Source organism: Pseudomonas sp. ICMP 10191, from assembly GCF_001467335.1.
GTDB lineage: Bacteria > Pseudomonadota > Gammaproteobacteria > Pseudomonadales > Pseudomonadaceae > Aquipseudomonas > Aquipseudomonas cerasi.
This window is the reverse complement of sequence record NZ_LKGW01000124.1, coordinates 20,568-36,033: the sequence shown is the minus strand read 5'-3', so window position 1 is coordinate 36,033 and position 15,466 is coordinate 20,568. Positions and strand designations below refer to the sequence as shown.

At 57.5% G+C, this 15,466-nt stretch carries 18 protein-coding genes; 7 read left to right on the top strand and 11 right to left on the bottom strand.

Annotated features, from left to right (window positions below; genetic code table 11):
* Window positions 1-219: 219 nt before the first annotated feature.
* Complete coding sequence (locus AO388_RS18565) at window positions 220-411, top strand: hypothetical protein (protein ID WP_003370077.1); 192 nt, start codon at window positions 220-222, stop codon at window positions 409-411.
* On the opposite strand, the gene AO388_RS18560 is transcribed toward AO388_RS18565, so the two are convergent.
* From AO388_RS18560 to flgB, 5 genes are all read right to left on the bottom strand, one after another.
* The gene (locus AO388_RS18560; RefSeq protein WP_003370075.1) at window positions 412-2,157 is read right to left on the bottom strand and encodes a flagellar hook protein FlgE; all 1,746 of its coding nucleotides are present in this window, start codon (window positions 2,155-2,157) and stop codon (window positions 412-414) included. It abuts the gene before it with no gap.
* Between the two features lie 197 nt (window positions 2,158-2,354).
* On the bottom strand, window positions 2,355-3,683 hold the full coding sequence (flgE, locus tag AO388_RS18555) for a flagellar hook protein FlgE (RefSeq protein WP_003436076.1): 1,329 nt from the start codon (window positions 3,681-3,683) through the stop codon (window positions 2,355-2,357).
* A 25-nt stretch (window positions 3,684-3,708) separates the two neighbouring features.
* Window positions 3,709-4,398 carry a flagellar hook assembly protein FlgD gene (gene flgD, locus AO388_RS18550; RefSeq protein ID WP_003370069.1) on the bottom strand — a complete coding sequence of 230 codons (690 nt, stop codon included), beginning with the start codon at window positions 4,396-4,398 and terminating at the stop codon, window positions 3,709-3,711.
* A 15-nt stretch (window positions 4,399-4,413) separates the two neighbouring features.
* The gene (gene flgC, locus AO388_RS18545) at window positions 4,414-4,854 is read right to left on the bottom strand and encodes a flagellar basal body rod protein FlgC (RefSeq protein ID WP_002554316.1); all 441 of its coding nucleotides are present in this window, start codon (window positions 4,852-4,854) and stop codon (window positions 4,414-4,416) included.
* Between the two features lie 3 nt (window positions 4,855-4,857).
* The gene (gene flgB / locus AO388_RS18540; protein ID WP_003370068.1) at window positions 4,858-5,265 is read right to left on the bottom strand and encodes a flagellar basal body rod protein FlgB; all 408 of its coding nucleotides are present in this window, start codon (window positions 5,263-5,265) and stop codon (window positions 4,858-4,860) included.
* A 288-nt stretch (window positions 5,266-5,553) separates the two neighbouring features.
* Between flgB and AO388_RS18535 the strand changes: the two genes are divergently transcribed.
* Window positions 5,554-5,997 (top strand): hypothetical protein, encoded by a 444-nt coding sequence (locus AO388_RS18535; protein WP_129484921.1) that lies wholly within the window; start codon window positions 5,554-5,556, stop codon window positions 5,995-5,997.
* A 46-nt stretch (window positions 5,998-6,043) separates the two neighbouring features.
* Here the strand turns inward: AO388_RS18535 and AO388_RS18530 are convergent, their stop codons facing one another.
* Both AO388_RS18530 and cynS read right to left on the bottom strand, forming a co-directional pair.
* Window positions 6,044-6,517, bottom strand: coding sequence for a nuclear transport factor 2 family protein (locus tag AO388_RS18530; protein ID WP_003370064.1), 474 nt, complete (start codon window positions 6,515-6,517; stop codon window positions 6,044-6,046).
* Window positions 6,518-6,527: 10 nt separating this feature from the next.
* Window positions 6,528-6,995, bottom strand: a complete 468-nt coding sequence (gene cynS, locus AO388_RS18525; protein ID WP_003370061.1) for a cyanase — start codon at window positions 6,993-6,995, stop codon at window positions 6,528-6,530.
* Between the two features lie 73 nt (window positions 6,996-7,068).
* Here cynS and cynR point away from each other — a divergent pair, with 73 nt between their 5' ends.
* A complete protein-coding gene (gene cynR, locus AO388_RS18520; protein WP_003436073.1) occupies window positions 7,069-7,980 on the top strand; it encodes a transcriptional regulator CynR in 912 nt (303 codons plus the stop codon).
* Between the two features lie 93 nt (window positions 7,981-8,073).
* Here the strand turns inward: cynR and cheR are convergent, their stop codons facing one another.
* Together cheR and AO388_RS18510 are read right to left on the bottom strand one after the other, a co-directional pair.
* Window positions 8,074-8,901 carry a protein-glutamate O-methyltransferase CheR gene (gene cheR / locus AO388_RS18515; RefSeq protein WP_003347319.1) on the bottom strand — a complete coding sequence of 276 codons (828 nt, stop codon included), beginning with the start codon at window positions 8,899-8,901 and terminating at the stop codon, window positions 8,074-8,076.
* Window positions 8,902-8,952: 51 nt separating this feature from the next.
* Entirely contained in the window at window positions 8,953-9,879 is a 927-nt protein-coding gene (locus AO388_RS18510; RefSeq protein WP_003436070.1) for a chemotaxis protein CheV, read from the bottom strand.
* 77 nt (window positions 9,880-9,956) lie between these two features.
* Between AO388_RS18510 and flgA the strand changes: the two genes are divergently transcribed.
* The 4 genes from flgA to AO388_RS18490 all read left to right on the top strand — a co-directional run bounded on the left by flgA (window position 9,957) and on the right by AO388_RS18490 (window position 12,537).
* The gene (gene flgA, locus AO388_RS18505) at window positions 9,957-10,715 is read left to right on the top strand and encodes a flagellar basal body P-ring formation chaperone FlgA (RefSeq protein ID WP_003417867.1); all 759 of its coding nucleotides are present in this window, start codon (window positions 9,957-9,959) and stop codon (window positions 10,713-10,715) included.
* Window positions 10,716-10,876: 161 nt separating this feature from the next.
* Window positions 10,877-11,191, top strand: coding sequence for a flagellar biosynthesis anti-sigma factor FlgM (gene flgM, locus AO388_RS18500; protein WP_003370051.1), 315 nt, complete (start codon window positions 10,877-10,879; stop codon window positions 11,189-11,191).
* A gap of 49 nt (window positions 11,192-11,240) precedes the next feature.
* Window positions 11,241-11,708, top strand: a complete 468-nt coding sequence (locus AO388_RS18495; RefSeq protein ID WP_003370050.1) for a flagella synthesis protein FlgN — start codon at window positions 11,241-11,243, stop codon at window positions 11,706-11,708.
* 82 nt (window positions 11,709-11,790) lie between these two features.
* Window positions 11,791-12,537, top strand: coding sequence for a flagellar brake protein (locus tag AO388_RS18490; RefSeq protein ID WP_003370048.1), 747 nt, complete (start codon window positions 11,791-11,793; stop codon window positions 12,535-12,537).
* Between the two features lie 68 nt (window positions 12,538-12,605).
* Here the strand turns inward: AO388_RS18490 and AO388_RS18485 are convergent, their stop codons facing one another.
* Window positions 12,606-14,027, bottom strand: a complete 1,422-nt coding sequence (locus AO388_RS18485; protein ID WP_003436068.1) for an MFS transporter — start codon at window positions 14,025-14,027, stop codon at window positions 12,606-12,608.
* Between the two features lie 54 nt (window positions 14,028-14,081).
* Window positions 14,082-15,323 carry a glutamine synthetase family protein gene (locus tag AO388_RS18480; protein WP_161937179.1) on the bottom strand — a complete coding sequence of 414 codons (1,242 nt, stop codon included), beginning with the start codon at window positions 15,321-15,323 and terminating at the stop codon, window positions 14,082-14,084.
* Window positions 15,324-15,466 lie beyond the last annotated feature (143 nt).

The window sequence follows — 15,466 nt, the reverse complement described above, 5'->3', positions numbered from 1 at the left end:
GAACCAACTTGTCAGGCTCGATACAAATGCCTGATTAGCCAGTAAAAACTGGCGATCGCCGATGGCTTGAGGAAAGAGCGCCAACCAATAGCGGCGGTGGACTGCCGCCTGCCGCTTGCCAGACAGGAAACACCGCCAAAAAAACTTCATCGAACTGCGCCGAGAACCGGATCGACAGTGATAATCTTGCCGACACCGCAACCGTGACCGGGAACCGTCATGCCTTTTCGTGCGTGCATCATCGGTATCGCGAGCGCGAGCCTGATCACCTTTGCCCTGCTCTCTCAGGCCGCTCCCGCCTACTATTACAAATGGCAGGGCGACAGCCGGATCGTCTGCGCCCAGGCCAGCCCGGGCCCAGGCTGGAAACGCTTGAAAGGCCACTTCATCAAAGCCGACTGCTCGATCTGATCAGGTCGACTGGATCAGTGTCTGCATCAGCGTCACTTCGGTGGATATCGCCTTGGAGTTGGCTTGATAGGCCGTCTGGGCCTGGATCAGCGCAATCAGCTCATCGGCCAGCACGACGTTCGAACCTTCCAGCGCGCCACTGACGATGCCGCCCAGCGTACCGACGCCCGGCACATCATATTCAGCCACTCCGGAATCGGCAGTGGCGGTCCAGCGTGTATCGCTACGCGGCTGCAAGCCATGCGGATTGGCGAAACTGGCGAGCATCACCTGACCGATATCTTTAGTCATGCCATTGGTAAACCCGGCACGCAGAATGCCGTCCCGGCCAACGTCGAGGCTTTTCAATTCCCCTGCCGAATGGCCATCCACATATGCGGCGGAGCGCGAACTGGCAGCGTTGTGCTGAAGCAGATGGGTGAAGTCGATGGTGATGCCGTCAGCGCTGCCAGCCGCTCCATTGGATATCCAGCGCTCGCGACCGGTGCCAGGATCAACCGCCCTCACAGGCGACCAGCCCGTGAGCTTCAGCTGATCGCCATTGCTGCTCAGGCCCGGACTGCCGGTCAACGACGCGACGGCGCCATGGGAATCGAAGACGATGTTTGCCGTCAGCGGCGTGGTGGACCCGGAGTTCTGCGGGTTTCGATCGTCGATCAGTACGTGCAGGCGCCAGCTGTTGGTGCCATCCTTCACGAAATATTGTTTCAGCTCATGGGTGTTGCCCTGACTGTCAAAGATCTGGTTACCGAACATCCTGCTATAGGTGTTCAGATCTGCGGGGTTGAAGTGCGGAACCGGCCGATGCATGACCGTATCGCCCGGATCGAGCAGACTGGCCCCGGCGTCGCTCAACGGCAACGAAACAGCCCCGCCGTTCAGGGAGCCATTTGCCGCCCAGGCGCCATTGACCTGCGCGGCAGGCACCCAACCCTGCAAGGCAAACTCGGTGTCCGAAAGCTTGCGCAGATGCTGATCATTGCCGCTGTACGACAGGGAACCGTCAGGCTTCAGCTCAAGGCTTACCTGCAACGGCGCTACGCTGTCGGGATCCACCGGGTTGCGCCCGTCCACCAGTACATACATCGACCACTGATCAGCCTCGGTCTTGACGAAATACTGCTTGAGTTCATGGTCGGCTGCGGGCACCGGAGTGATCCCCACATCCTGGATGGTCCGGGTGGCAACCCGTGTATAGGTCGCGGGGTTGTCCGGGTCAAAGGTCGGCAAGCGGGCGAGTGACGGCAGCGAGGCATCCAGATTGATGGTTTCGGCCACCCGGGTCGTGGCCCGAGCACCGACGTTGGACGTATCGATCTGCAAGTCCGTGCGGATACCACTGGCAATCTCGCCCTTGTCGTTTGCGGCATAACCCTGCAAACGCCCACCATCGCTGTCGACGACAAAGTTGGCAGCATCCTTCAGAAAGGCGCCGGCCCGGGTATAGGCCAGTGAACCCTGATCACTGACCACAAAAAAACCGTTGCCCTGAATACGCATATCCAACGCATTGCCGGAACTGATCACGGTTTCACCCTGATTGAAATTCTGCTGCACCGAAGCAAGTCGTACGCCATCCCCGACAGCGTGCTGCCCGGCCCCCAACTGTGCGGACGCATATAGAGCAGAAAACTGCGCACGAGACGACTTGAACCCCAAGGTGCCGACGTTGGCAATATTATTACCCGCTACTTCCAGTCGTTTATTGGCAGCCTGAATACCGCTGATCGCTGTATTGAATGACATGAGAACTCCCTTGCCATAAAGGCAATTCATAGAGGAGTTTTATTCTCACACCATCGTGCGTAGGAAGTTTCCAAGTAGGCTGAGGGAGTAATCCGTAACTTTCAGCACTAAAAAAGACATGACAAAATACTTTGCAGACACCCATAAAAAAGCCCCTTTTTACAGGGGCTCTTTCAGCACGTATCAAACAACGCGTATTACGTCATCTGAATAGTGGTCTGCATGATGGTGCTTTGGGTGGAAATGGTCTTGGCGTTAGCCTGATAGTTGCTCTGCGCCTTGATCAGGTTAACCAGTTCCATGGTCAGGTCGACGTTGGACTCTTCCAGCGCCTGACCGGTGATGTAACCCAGCGTACCCGACTGTGGTGCGCCGCTCACCGGTACACCGGAAGCGAACGTTTCACGCCAGTTGGTGCCGCCGGCCTGCGCCAGACCCTGCACGTTGGCGAAGCTGGTCAGCGAAGTCTGACCGATCACCTGCGACTTGCCGTTGGTATAAGTGGCGAACAGGTTGCCGCTCGAGTCAACGTTCATGCCGCTCAGCTGGCCAGTGGCGTAGCCATTCTGATCCTGTTTGAGCAGACCGGATACCGAAGCGGTCTGGGTAGTGCTCGACATGTCCAGCTTGATCGAAGCAGCGCCCGTCGCACCGTTGGCTGCCCAGGTAGCTGTCGTGCCAGTACCGACCTGCACGCCAGGCACCCAGTTGGTCACGGCGAATGTACCGTCAGCATTGAACTTGATGTTGGCGCTGTCGGTAGGAACAGAGCCGCCGGCAGTGGTCACCAAATTGCCCGAGGAGTCGAATGTCAGGTTATTCTTGTCCGGCGTGGTGGACGTCGGATCGGAAATGCTGCGCCCGTCCATCAGGGAATACATCGACCAAGTATTGGTGCCGGTCTTGACGAAATACTGATCCAGGGTATGCGCATTACCCTGAGTGTCGTAAGTCGGGGTGCTGTACTTGACGTTGTAGCTATTGGTGTCGGTGGCATCGAACGTCGAAACGGTCGGCAGCGCGGTTGTCGAGTTCAGGTTGGCGGAGTTGGTGATTGTGGTCGTCGCCTTGGGCTCCAGGTTGGACGCGTTCACACGCAGATCGCTGAGCGCGCCAGTCACCACTGAGCCATTGGCGTCAACGTTGTAACCCTGCAGCTTCATGTTGCTGCTGTTGACGACATAGCCTTCCTTGTCGGTGTGGAATGCACCGGCACGGGTATACAGCTTCTCACCGTTATTGCTGAGCATGAAGAACCCGTCGCCATTGATGGCAAGGTCCAGACTGTTGGCTGTTCCGGTGGTCAGACTGCCCTGGGAGAACTGCTGGGAAACCGCAGCGGTAGTCACGCCACTGCCGACGCTGGTATTGCCGGAAGTACCGCGAATCGACTGAGCATATTGATCAGCGAACTCGGCACGTGACGATTTGAAACCGGTTGTCGCGACGTTGGCAATGTTGTTGCCGGTAACGTCGAGACTTTTGTTTGCAGCATAGAGCCCACTAAGGCCGATATTGAAAGACATGTTTCACTCCTGCGCCGTAGCGGCTCTACAATCCGATAGTTTGAACTTTGGACAGGGCGACACTGCCGCTGGCCAGGTTAAGCGTTGTTTCTGCGCCATTGACACCCAGCGTGACACTGTTGACCGTGGCGGGCAGGTAAGTTGAAAACTGCGTGTTCTTGCCTTCCACCGAGCCTTCAGCCTTGAAGCTGTAAGTGCCCGATGGCAGCTGGGTACCGCTTGAGTCCGTACCGTCCCAGGCAAAGCTGGTGGTACCGGCTTTTTGCGTGCCCAGGTCGACACTGTCGACCAGATTCGATTGCGCGTCGTACACCTTGACGGTCGTCAGCGAGCTTTCGCCCGGCACCACGATCGAACCGGTCAGGCCTTTGGTGGTATCGACCGAAGTACTGCTCGCATCAATGATCACCGAGCGACCGACCAGTGACGAGGCCTGCAAGGCCTGCGACGACTTGTAGCTGCTGGCGATCGTATCCACCGTCGATGTCAGGTTCTGCATGCTTTCAAGGCTGCTGAACTGCGCCAGTTGCGCCACGAACTGCGTGTTGTCCTGCGGGTCCAGAGGATTCTGGTTCTTCATCTGCGTGACCAGCAGTTGCAGAAACGAATCCTTGCCCAACGTACCGGTAGAGTCCGTCTTGGTCGGTGTCGGGTTCTGCAGCGTATTCAGGAATGTCGATGAGACGCTGGTTGCTGAGGTGTTATCAACGGCCATAACTTTCGCCTTCTATCACTGACCGAGGGTCAGAACCTTCTGCATCATGGATTTAGCGGTGTTCATGATTTCTGCGTTGGTCTGGAAAGACCGGCTGGCAGAAATCATGTCGGCCATTTCTTCCACGACATTGACGTTGGGGTAATAGACATACCCGTCCTTGTCAGCGGAAGGATGATTGGGCTCGTAACGTGCTTCCAGGTTCGAGCTGTCTTCGATGATGCCGTTGACCTGAACGCCCTGCCCGGCTTCGCCCTGGTCCTGGAACAACGAACCACCTGTGGACTGCTGACCCTGCATCACGGTGGCGAACACCGGGTGACGGGCGCGGTAGGTCTGGTCCATGCTCGAAGACACGGTCTCGGCGTTGGCGATGTTACTGGCCGTGGTGTTCAGACGCGTGGTCTGGGCACTCATGGCGCTACCGGCAATGTTGAACACATTGGCTAGTGACATGAATTATTCTCCGCGAAGGGCTGCAACCAGCCCCTTGAACTTGCTGTTGAGCAATGTGAAGCTGGCCTGGAAGCCCATGGCGTTCTCGGTGTAGCTGGCCTGCTCGACCTGGGAATCAACGGTGTTCTGGTCCAGCGAAGGCTGCGACGGCGTGCGATACATCAGCGTACCGTCGTCATTGCCCATGCCCTCGGCTTCGATATGACGGCTGTTGGTCTTGTTCAGCGCGAAATGACCGTTCTGCACCTTGTCGTTTTCGGCAGCCAGCACCGACGAGAAGTCCAGATCGCGAGCCTTGAAGTTCGGGGTGTCGGCGTTGGAGATGTTGTTGGCCAACACCTCTGCACGCTGAGCCCGGAAGTTCAGAGCCTTTTCATGTATGCCTAGCGCTTTATCGAAGCTGATGCTCATTTCGGGAAACCTTTGCCGGTTGACCTGATTCTGTTGTTACTGACAAAGCAATCAGCGTGCCATGTTGTAAAAGCCAATGATTGCAGGGCCCACAGGCGGCGGCGAGGCGGCAATGCCAGAAAAGCGGCAAGGCATTTCCGCTGTGGAGGGGCAAAGCGGCAAGGTGGGTGCCGTTTTTTTGCCAGTATGGGGGCAGCGTTGGCGAATCTCGTATCTGCACTACAGGATTGTGGTGATGACCGATACACTCAAGCGCACAAGGATTGGGAATTGGAAAGGAGCTTCATCTTGGTCGACTCAATAGGCACTCACAACAACCCGGTCATTAACACCGCGAAAGCTGTGGCGTCCCCCGCCACCTCACCCTCCCCCCGTGCCCCTTCTGCCACCTCAAACAAAGCGCAGGACTCAGGCAAACTTTCTTCTCTTTCTGTGCAACTCAGCGAAAGCGCGACGCGTGCGGCGTCAAGAGATGCGAGCCTTGATCATGATGCACTGGGGGCGAAAGCAGCTGAGAAGCTTGACCAGATCATTGGCCGAAGCTACGACGTCAACAAGGCTAAAAATGATGCCGAGGTGCCTGACACGACTGATCCCGAACTGCTGGCACACGCGAAAAAAGCAACTCAATTCGTGAACGGCGGTAGAGAGAATCCTTTCGCAGGCATGGCTAGAGATCAAAGCTTATTTGGCGACAGTGCATCAGCTACCGACGCACCCGCCACCGAATGAAAGTCCGGGCGGTTTTCGATCATTTCCGCCCGGACAGCGCTTTCAATCAGAGACCCAGCTCACTCAAACCCGGGTGATCATCCGGTCGGCGCCCCAATGGCCAATGGTATTTGCGCTCGGACTCGGCGATCGGCAAATCGTTGATGCAGGCAAAGCGCCGCTGCATGAGGCCGTTTGCAGCGAACTCCCAGTTTTCGTTGCCATACGAACGGAACCAGTTGCCGGAGTCGTCATGCCATTCATAGGCATAGCGCACGGCTATGCGGTTATCCGTGAATGCCCAGAGCTCCTTGATCAGCCGGTAGTCCAGTTCCTTGCGCCACTTGCGTTCCAGAAAGGCCTGAGCCTCTGCGCGGCCATTGATGAACTCGCTGCGGTTACGCCAGTAGGTGTCTTCGGTGTAGGCCAGCGCAACTTTAGCCGCATCGCGAGAGTTCCAGCCATCCTCGGCGCCACGGACTTTCTGGACAGCCGTCTCCAGGGTAAAGGGTGGAAATGGCGGTCTTCCTTTATCACTCATACCAGCGTCCTCAGAACGGTTTGTAGGGCAGAAATTTTCCATCGAGGGTGATCACGGCTCGCTCGCCCCCTTCCGGATCTTCGACTTTCTTGATGTCGAGCTTGAAGTTGATTGCGCTGATGATGCCGTCGCCGAACTGCTCATGCACCAATGCCTTCAGCGTTGTGCCGTAGACCTGAACCATTTCGTGGAAGCGATAGATCGTCGGGTCACTGGAGACGTCTTCGACATTGCCGCGCAACGGGATGGTTTGCAGTTCGGCGACCGCATCCCTGTCCAGCCCGAGACGCTCGGCGACCACCTCGGCCACCGCTTCCGGCAAAGGGTGCTGACCGAGCAACGCAGCGGTGACATACACCACGCTCAACCCCGTACCTTCTGCGAGCCCTGCCCAGGTCAGGTTCTTTGCAGTCTTGGCCTGCAGCACACGTTCAGTCAGATGCTGGCGCGGCGCTCTGGAAATATTGCTGTGCGGCATAGGTAACCCTCCGGAATGAATTCACGTCAATCACAGCATCGGCAACTATCACCATAAGATCCAAGACTGATTTATGATCATCGCCATAACCCTGACTTATGGTGATGCCATGCTGTTACGCCATATACGTTATTTGCTGGCGGTCGCCGATCATGGCAATTTCACCCGGGCGGCCGAGGCCCTGCATGTCTCGCAACCGGCGTTGTCGCAACAGATCAGGCAGCTGGAAAGCAGCCTGGGTGTGCAACTGTTCGACCGCACCCGCCGCAGCGTCGTGCCGACCGATGCCGGCCGCGTGTATCTGGACCACGCGCGTCGCTGCCTGCTTGAGCTGGAGGCCGGGAAGCGTGCGCTCAACGATGTCAGCGACCTGTCACGCGGACACTTGCGCCTCGGCGTCACGCCCACCTTCAGTGAATACCTGATAGCGCCGCTGATCGACCGCTTCAGCGCGCTGTATCCCGGCGTGGCAATCATCCTCACGGAGCTACCTCTGGAGCGGATCACCGAGGCATTGATCAGTGACTCGCTCGATCTGGCCATCGGTTTTGCCGGCAGTCATGCCGTCGAGATAGACAGCCAGCCTCTGTTCGATGAACAACTGTGCCTGGTCATGGCCAAGTCTGCCCCCGAAAAACAGACCGTGCTGACACTTGAGGACCTGCAAACGCTTCGCTTTGCCTTGCTCGCCCCCGGATTCGCCACTCGCCAATTGCTGGATGCCTGGTGCCATACGCAGAACTTCAAGCCGACGGTCGGCCTCGAGGCGAACTCGATTGCCATTTTGCTCAAGGTCGTTGCCCAGGGCCGCATGGCGACCATTCTTCCCGATGCCATCGTTCGCGAGCAGCCTGGGTTGTGCGAAGTTCAGACGATCCCTGCCTTGCCCGGGCGGACGGTTGCGCTGCTGCGGCGTAAAAACGGCTACCAGAGCGCCGCCGCCAACGCTTTTGCAAAACTGGTGAGCAACAGTACGCAAACATGAAACCGATGGGCAGACGATCAAAGCTGTTTTCAGCCGCGCACAAAAAAAGAGACCCGAAGGTCTCTTTTTTCATCGCAGGCAACTGACAGACCGTCACTTGGCCTTATAGATGATCCCGGGGCTGCACTGAACCATCTGGTAGTGATCGGGCAAACCATTGAGTGCTTCGGAAGCCCCCAGAAACAGGTAACCGCCTGGCTTGAGCGTTCCGTGGATACGCAGCAGGATGTCTTTCTTCACTTCAGCGGAGAAGTAGATCAATACGTTACGGCAGAACACGATGTCGAATTTGCCCAGCGAGGCGTAGCTGTCGAGCAGGTTGAACGAGCGGAACTCCACACGACTCTTGATCGGCGCCTTGACCACCCAGCGGCCCGGGCTTTTAACGTCAAAAAAGCGCTGCAGACGATCCGGCGACAGGCCGCGGCCGATAGCCAGACTGTCGTATTCGCCGGTCTTGCAGTTATTGAGCATCAAGCCCGACAGATCGGTTGCGACGATCTGCACGCCCGATTTGAGTTGACCCTGATTGGCACGCTCGAACTCGTCGATGGACATCGACAGCGAATACGGTTCCTGACCCGACGAACAGGCGGCCGACCAGATGCGCAGTCGCTGACCAGGGCTGGCCTTGATCTGCTCGGGCAGCACCTTGTTCTTCAGCACTTCGAACGGATAGGTGTCGCGAAACCACAGGGTTTCGTTGGTGGTCATCGCATCGACGACCTGCTCGCGCAAACCACTGCGCGGCTGGGTCTGAATACGCTGGACCAACTCGCCAAGCGACTTGATGCTTTGCTGCTCCATCAATTTGTTGAGGCGGCTGGACACCAGGTACTGCTTGTTTTCCCCAAGCAGAATGCCACAGGCTTTTTCCAGAAATACCCGGAACTGATCAAAATCCAAATTACCCGTAGACAAAGTGCCGCCTCTCAAATCATGTGAATCACCGGGGACGACGCCCCCGGCTGGTTATTCTGCTGCATTGATCCGCGCAACGACCCTGGCCGCCAGATCATCAGGCCGGAATTTCGCGAGAAAGTCATCCGCGCCGACTTTCTTGACCATCGCCTGGTTGAATACCCCTGACAACGAGGTATGCAAGGTTATGTGCATCTTCTGCATGCGTGGATCATTACGTATTGCTGCGGTAAGGGTATAGCCATCCATCTCCGGCATTTCAATGTCGGAGATCATCATCAGGAACTCTTCTTCAGGCTTTTTGCCTTCTGCGACCATATTGAGCAGGTAGTCCAGCGCCTGACGACCATCGTTGAGCGCGACGACCTCCACCCCGACGGTTTCCAGGCAGCGGCTCACTTGCTTGCGGGCCACCGACGAGTCATCGACCGTCAGCACGCGCATAGAGACAGCCTTGTGCTGAACCTCGGCGTCAATGACACCGACCGAGATTTCTTCGGACACTGGCGCGACTTCGGCGAGAATTTTCTCGACGTCGATGATTTCCACCAGTTGGTTATCAACCCGGGTGACGGCGGTCAGGTAATGATCGCGCCCGGTGCCCTTGGGTGGTGGATGAATCTCTTCCCAGTTCATGTTGACGATGCGTTCGACAGAATGCACCAGAAAGCCCTGAACCTTGGTGTTGTACTCGGTAATGATGACGAAGGAGTTAACCAGCGAAATCATCCCTGTGGATCCTGTCGCCATTGCCAGATCCATGATCGGGATCGTGCCGCCACGAATATTGGCCACGCCCCGAACGATCTTGCTCGATTTGGGCATGATGGTGAGTTTCGGGCATTGCAGTACTTCTTTCACTTTGAAGACGTTGATCCCATAGAGCTGCTTGCCGTCGAGACGGAACAAGAGCAGCTCCAGGCGATTCTGACCCACCAGCTGAGTTCGCTGGTTTACCGAATCCATTACACCTGCCATGCCGAACCCCCTTACAAAATGACCGCCGCCCAGACACCAGATCAACAAGCGGCACGGGCTTTGCTATTTATTACGTCATGAACGCAAAGACGACAATTTCTCGACACCTCGCATTAGAAACCCGCAGGCTTCTGTGCGCAATCGCTCTGCTGTGCCTTTCCAGCACGGTGACCCTCGCTCGTGCCGAGAATTTCACACTGCCTGAACAGCTTATCGGCGTCACCCAAGGGTTTCTTGAGTTCACAGTAGAAGACTATTTGGCAACCAACCAGATTGACGGGCGTCATGAGATACAGGTCAAGCAGCTCGACCCGCGTTTAAGGATGGGTGCCTGCGACAAGGATTTGACAGCCACACTGGAAAGTCCGCGCCCGGTTGGCCGGGTTACCGTGCGCGTGCGCTGCGAAGGTTCTTCGCCCTGGACGGTGTTTGTGCCCGCTCAGGTATTGCTGTATCGCAACGTCGTGACCGTGATGCGCCCGCTCAAGCGTGACGCGATCGTCACCGAAGAAGACGTCGCGATGCGTGAGCGGGATGTCAGCAGTCTGGGTCAGGGTTTCCTGGCGTCGCTGGATCAGGCAGTCGGTCAGAAGGTTGTCCGACAAATGGTCATCGACCAGGTCATTACCCCGGTGGCGCTTGAACAGCCACAAATGGTTCACAAGGGCGATCAGGTGGTGATCATCGCGCGCAGCGGCTCGCTGGCGGTTCGCATGCCCGGCGAAGCAATGTCCGATGGAGGCTTCAACGAACAGATACGGGTGAAAAACCTCAATTCCCAGCGGGTGATCAAAGCAAGTGTCACCGGCCCAGGGCAGGTGGAAGTCGCTATGTAGTGCATTGATAGTGGCGCGAAGGGTGTGTTTTTTTTAGACTGCGGGGAATGCCCGACGGCAAATGTCGTCTATTGGGAAGCTTTCTCACAATCAGCCTAAAGTTTGACAGGGGTTGGCCGAAAACAAGGCAAGCGTCCAAACACCCAGAGGTTTTTTCAATCATGGTCATAGATTTCAGTCGCCTTAACAACTCACAGGCTGTTGCCGGTACTTCACGTACCAGCGCCAGTAAAGACACCGCCAAAACCGATGCCCCAGCCCCTGCCGTCACCGCAGGTGTCAAAAGCACCGGGGAAACTTTTTCCTTGAGCAGTGAGGCTCAACAGTTGCAGAAAATCACGGACAAGCTGACCGATCTGCCAACCGTCAACAGTGCTCGCGTTGCCGAGCTCAAACAGGCCATCGCCGACGGTAGTTACACAGTGGACAGCAACCGTGTCGCCAGCAAACTGTTGAATTTCGAAACCCAACGCTAAGCCAAGGCTGGCGCTGGATATTCTGGACGCTTAAAAACCAGAGCATGCGATGCACGACACTACTTTGCTGCAGATGATCACTGACGACATGGTTTCAGCCCGACAGCTTCTTGAGTTGTTGCAGGCCGAATCATTGATTCTTCACGGCCGCGACATGGGCGAGATGGAGCAGGTGCTGGCGCAGAAACAGGCGCTGGTCATTCTTCTCGACCAGCACGGCCGCAAGCGTAGCCAGGTGCTTGCGGGCATGGGCCTGCCAGCCAATCGCAGTGGTCTCCAGCAACTGGCCAGCCAGTCGGATATCGGTGAGCAATTGCTGCTGGCCGCCGACGAACTGAATACACTGATCAACGAATGCCAGACGCTCAACGAGCGCAATGGTAGTCTGATCCAGCTGCAACAGGTCAGTACCGCTCACCAGCTTCGCATACTGAACGGTGGCGATACGCCTACACTCTATGACAGTCGCGGATCGACTGCCCTTAGAGCAAAACCACGCCCCCTGAGTCAGGCGTAACTTCCTGTATCAAGGTTTCGTGCATAGTGGCAGAATGCCTGCTGTTGCGTTGCCGTAGTATTTTGCCTGGAGATTCAAGAACGTGAATGGCTCAAGCGCGGACGATGCTCCGCAGCCCCCGAAGGTTCTCAATACACCTTTGGAAATCGCCGCCAACCTGCGGCTGCTACTCGAGAGTCATGATCCTCTGATCATTACCTTCCATGAGCGTCCCCAGCGCTTTCAGAGTTATCTGCTTGAAGTCGACCGTGACAACAACGTCATGGCTCTCGACGAGATGATCCCCCGTGATGGCGAACGCTTTCTGAGCAACGGCGAATCCTTCCGTGTCGAAGGCTTTCATGACGGCGTGCGGATTGCCTGGGAAAGTACTGCGCACATGGACATCCTCAGCACTGACGGTCAACGCATGTACCGTGGCCCGATGCCTGAGGAAGTGGTCTATCACCAGCGGCGCAACGCATTTCGGGCTGCGCTGAAGCTGGCACAACTGGTCGATGTAGAAATCGGCGGTGACCGCTTGAAGTTCACGCTGGCCGGCAAGCTGCTGGACATTTCTGCCACCGGTTGCAAGTTGCGCTTCGAGGGCGACGTGTCCGATCGCATGCAATTGGGCCAGGTATACGAGCGTTTCGTCGCCAAGCTGCCTTTCGGCGCCATGACAGCACCTGTCGAGTTGCGCCACCTGCATTTCGAAGAACGATTCAACACTACCTTTGCCGGCGTCCGCTTCCACAACATGAGTGGGCTGGTGCAGCGTCAGGTCGAGCGCTTCGTCTATCAATTACAGCGCGAAGCACGACGCTTCGACAAAGACGAGGACTTCTGACACTCTCCTGAATCCTTCGGCGATTGCGGCAATGCTGCCGCAATCATGCACTACCCTGCACTCTCCCCTCAGGCCTTCCAGGTCTCGCTTTCACGCTCGCGTTCATGCCCATCGGCTTCAGCTGGTTCCGCTCCGGCAGCCGGCTCGGTCTGCGCCAAAACCTCGCTTTCTGCATCGACCTCAGCTTCAGACACCGCCTCGGGCTCCGACTCAGGCTCAGGCTCAACGGTTGCCTGCATCTGTTCCTGAACCACCTGCTCATCGACACGCGGGTCAAGTGCAACCACCAGTGGCGAACTGGACATACTGTCCGGCATCGCAACGTGGTGCAGCGGTGCGTTTTCGACCTGATGCAAGTGAGTGACCGCCTTGGGCCTGATCAGCAGTACCAGAATCACACCCGCGCCACAGACGAACGCATAGAGCATGTGACCGCCAAACTGCTTCATCACCACACCCGCGGCCAACGGACCGATACTGGCGCCAATGCCGTAGGTCATGAGCAACATGGCCGTCAGCGATACCCGGCGCTCGGCCTCGACGTGGTCATTGGCGAAGGCCACTGCCAGCGGATAAAGGCAGAACTGCATCAGCGAAGCCAGAAACCCGACACCGAACAGCACCTCGACCGGCACACTGGGAAACACCGCCAGCGGTAATGACGCCACCACCAGTGCGGCGGCAAAGATGCGCATCAGTACGGAACGGTCATAGCGGTCGGACAGCAGGCCCAACGGCCACTGCACCAGAAACCCGGCCAGAATGCAGCAGCCCATGAACAGACCGACCTGCTCGGTGGACAGCCCCTGCTCAGCGGCGTAGACCGGTGCCAGACCATAGAACGAGCCGATGATCAGGCCGGCGCCCAGTACCGCCGTCAACGACTGCGGCACACGCTTCATGAAGAAGCGCGGCTCCAGTGGTGCCGGATGCAGGGGTGCCGGGTGAATCGCCCGGGTCATGGCGACCGGCACCAGGCACAGTGCGAAACACAGCGCTACCAGCATCAGCAGCTCAGGCCCCAGTTGCGGGTGAACCACCAGCACCAGCTGACCCAGCACCAGCCCCAGGTAGGAGGCAATCATGTAACCGCTGAAGACCATGCCGCGCTGTTTGGCAGCCGCCTGCTCGTTCAGCCAGCTCTCGATGACCATGTATTGGCACATCATGCCCAGACCTACGATGACCCTCAGCACTAGCCAGGCCGGCAACCAGCTGATCAGGCCATGCCCGAGTACCGCCGCGCCGACGATGCCGGCACAGGTGGCGTAGGCGCGAATGTGACCGACACGGCCGATCAGGCGGTGACCGATCTTGCCGCCCAGCACCAGACCGAAATAGTTGGCGGCCATCAACGCACCGACCCACAGGCTGTCAACCTGATCGGCCGCCAGGCGCAGGGCCAGATAAGTGCTCAGCAGACCCGAGCCGATCAACATCATCAACGAGGCAAAATAAAGCGCTCGAAAGGACTTCCAGATTTGGCGCATCAACTTTCCAAAAATAGGGAGTCGCCCGACTGGGCGAGCCCAACACTGCGATTCTTAAACCTGAGCAGCCAGCACGCGCCGTTCCCAGGGGGTTATCTCGTCAAAAAAACTGGTCAGTTCCAGGGTCTTCGACGCGATGTAGCCTTCGATGAATTCATGACCAAACAGTTCCTTGGCCAACTGACTGCTTTTCAGACGCTCCAGAGCAGCGTGCAAGGTACACGGCAATAACAATTCTTCCGGCACCTCGAGTTCGCCCTGCAGCGGCGGCGTCGGTTCCAGCCGTTGCTCGATGCCATGCAGCCCGGCCGCCAGACTTGCGGCAATGGCCAGATAGGGATTGGCATCAGCGCCCGGCAGACGATTCTCCACCCTTCTGGCCGCCGCTGCACTCGACGGTATACGTAATCCGGCAGCGCGATTGTCGTAGGACCAGCAGGCGTTGTTGGGCGAGGCATACGGATGGCACAGGCGCTGGTAGGAATTCACATTGGGCGCGAACAGCGCGGTGAAGTCCGCCATGCAGGCTTGCTGGCCAGCAATGAAATGACGAAACGTGTCGGTCGGCTCACCCTGCGCATCACTGAAGATGTTCGTTGCGGTCTCTGCTGTCACCACGCTCTGATGAATATGCATCGAACTGCCCGCTGTATGGGCGAGCGGTTTGGCCATGCACACCACGATGAACCCGTGTTTGAGCGCCACCTCCTTGAGCAGGTGCTTGAACAGAAACGTCTGATCGGCCAGCAGCAGCGGATCGCCATGCAGCAGGTTGATCTCGAACTGACTGACGCCCATCTCGTGCATCACCGTGTCACGCGGCAGGCCCAACGCCGACATGCAGGCGTATACCTCGGCGAAAAAAGGCCGCAAGCCGTTGTTGGAACTGACGCTGAATGCCGAATGCCCCTGTTCGCGTCGTCCGTCCAGCCCGGTCGGCGGCACGAATGAATGAAGCGGCTCGGGATTGGGCGCAAAGACAAAAAACTCGAGTTCAGTGGCCACCACCGGCACCAGGCCCTGCGCAGCGTAACGGGCGATAACTGCCTTGAGCTGATTACGGGTGGAGAGCATGCAGGGCTGACCATTGAGGTCCTGCGCATCACAGATCGCCAAGGCGCGCGGCGATGTGCTCCAGGGCAGACGGTGGAGCTGCTGTGGATCACTGATCAGCGCCAGATCGCCGTCGTCACTGCCGTAGAAGCGCGCCGGCGGATAGCCGCCCATGATGCATTGCAGCAACACACCGCGCGCCAGCTGCAAACGGCGGCCCTCGAGAAAACCTTCAGCGGTCATTACCTTGCCGCGCGGTACACCGTTCAAATCCGGGGTTACACACTCCACTTCATCAATGCCCATCAGCATTTCTTTCTGCGAATGGGGGTCATTGCCTGTCATGGGTCAGTCCTTTTAGTTGAGCAGCAAACGCCAAGCTTCAA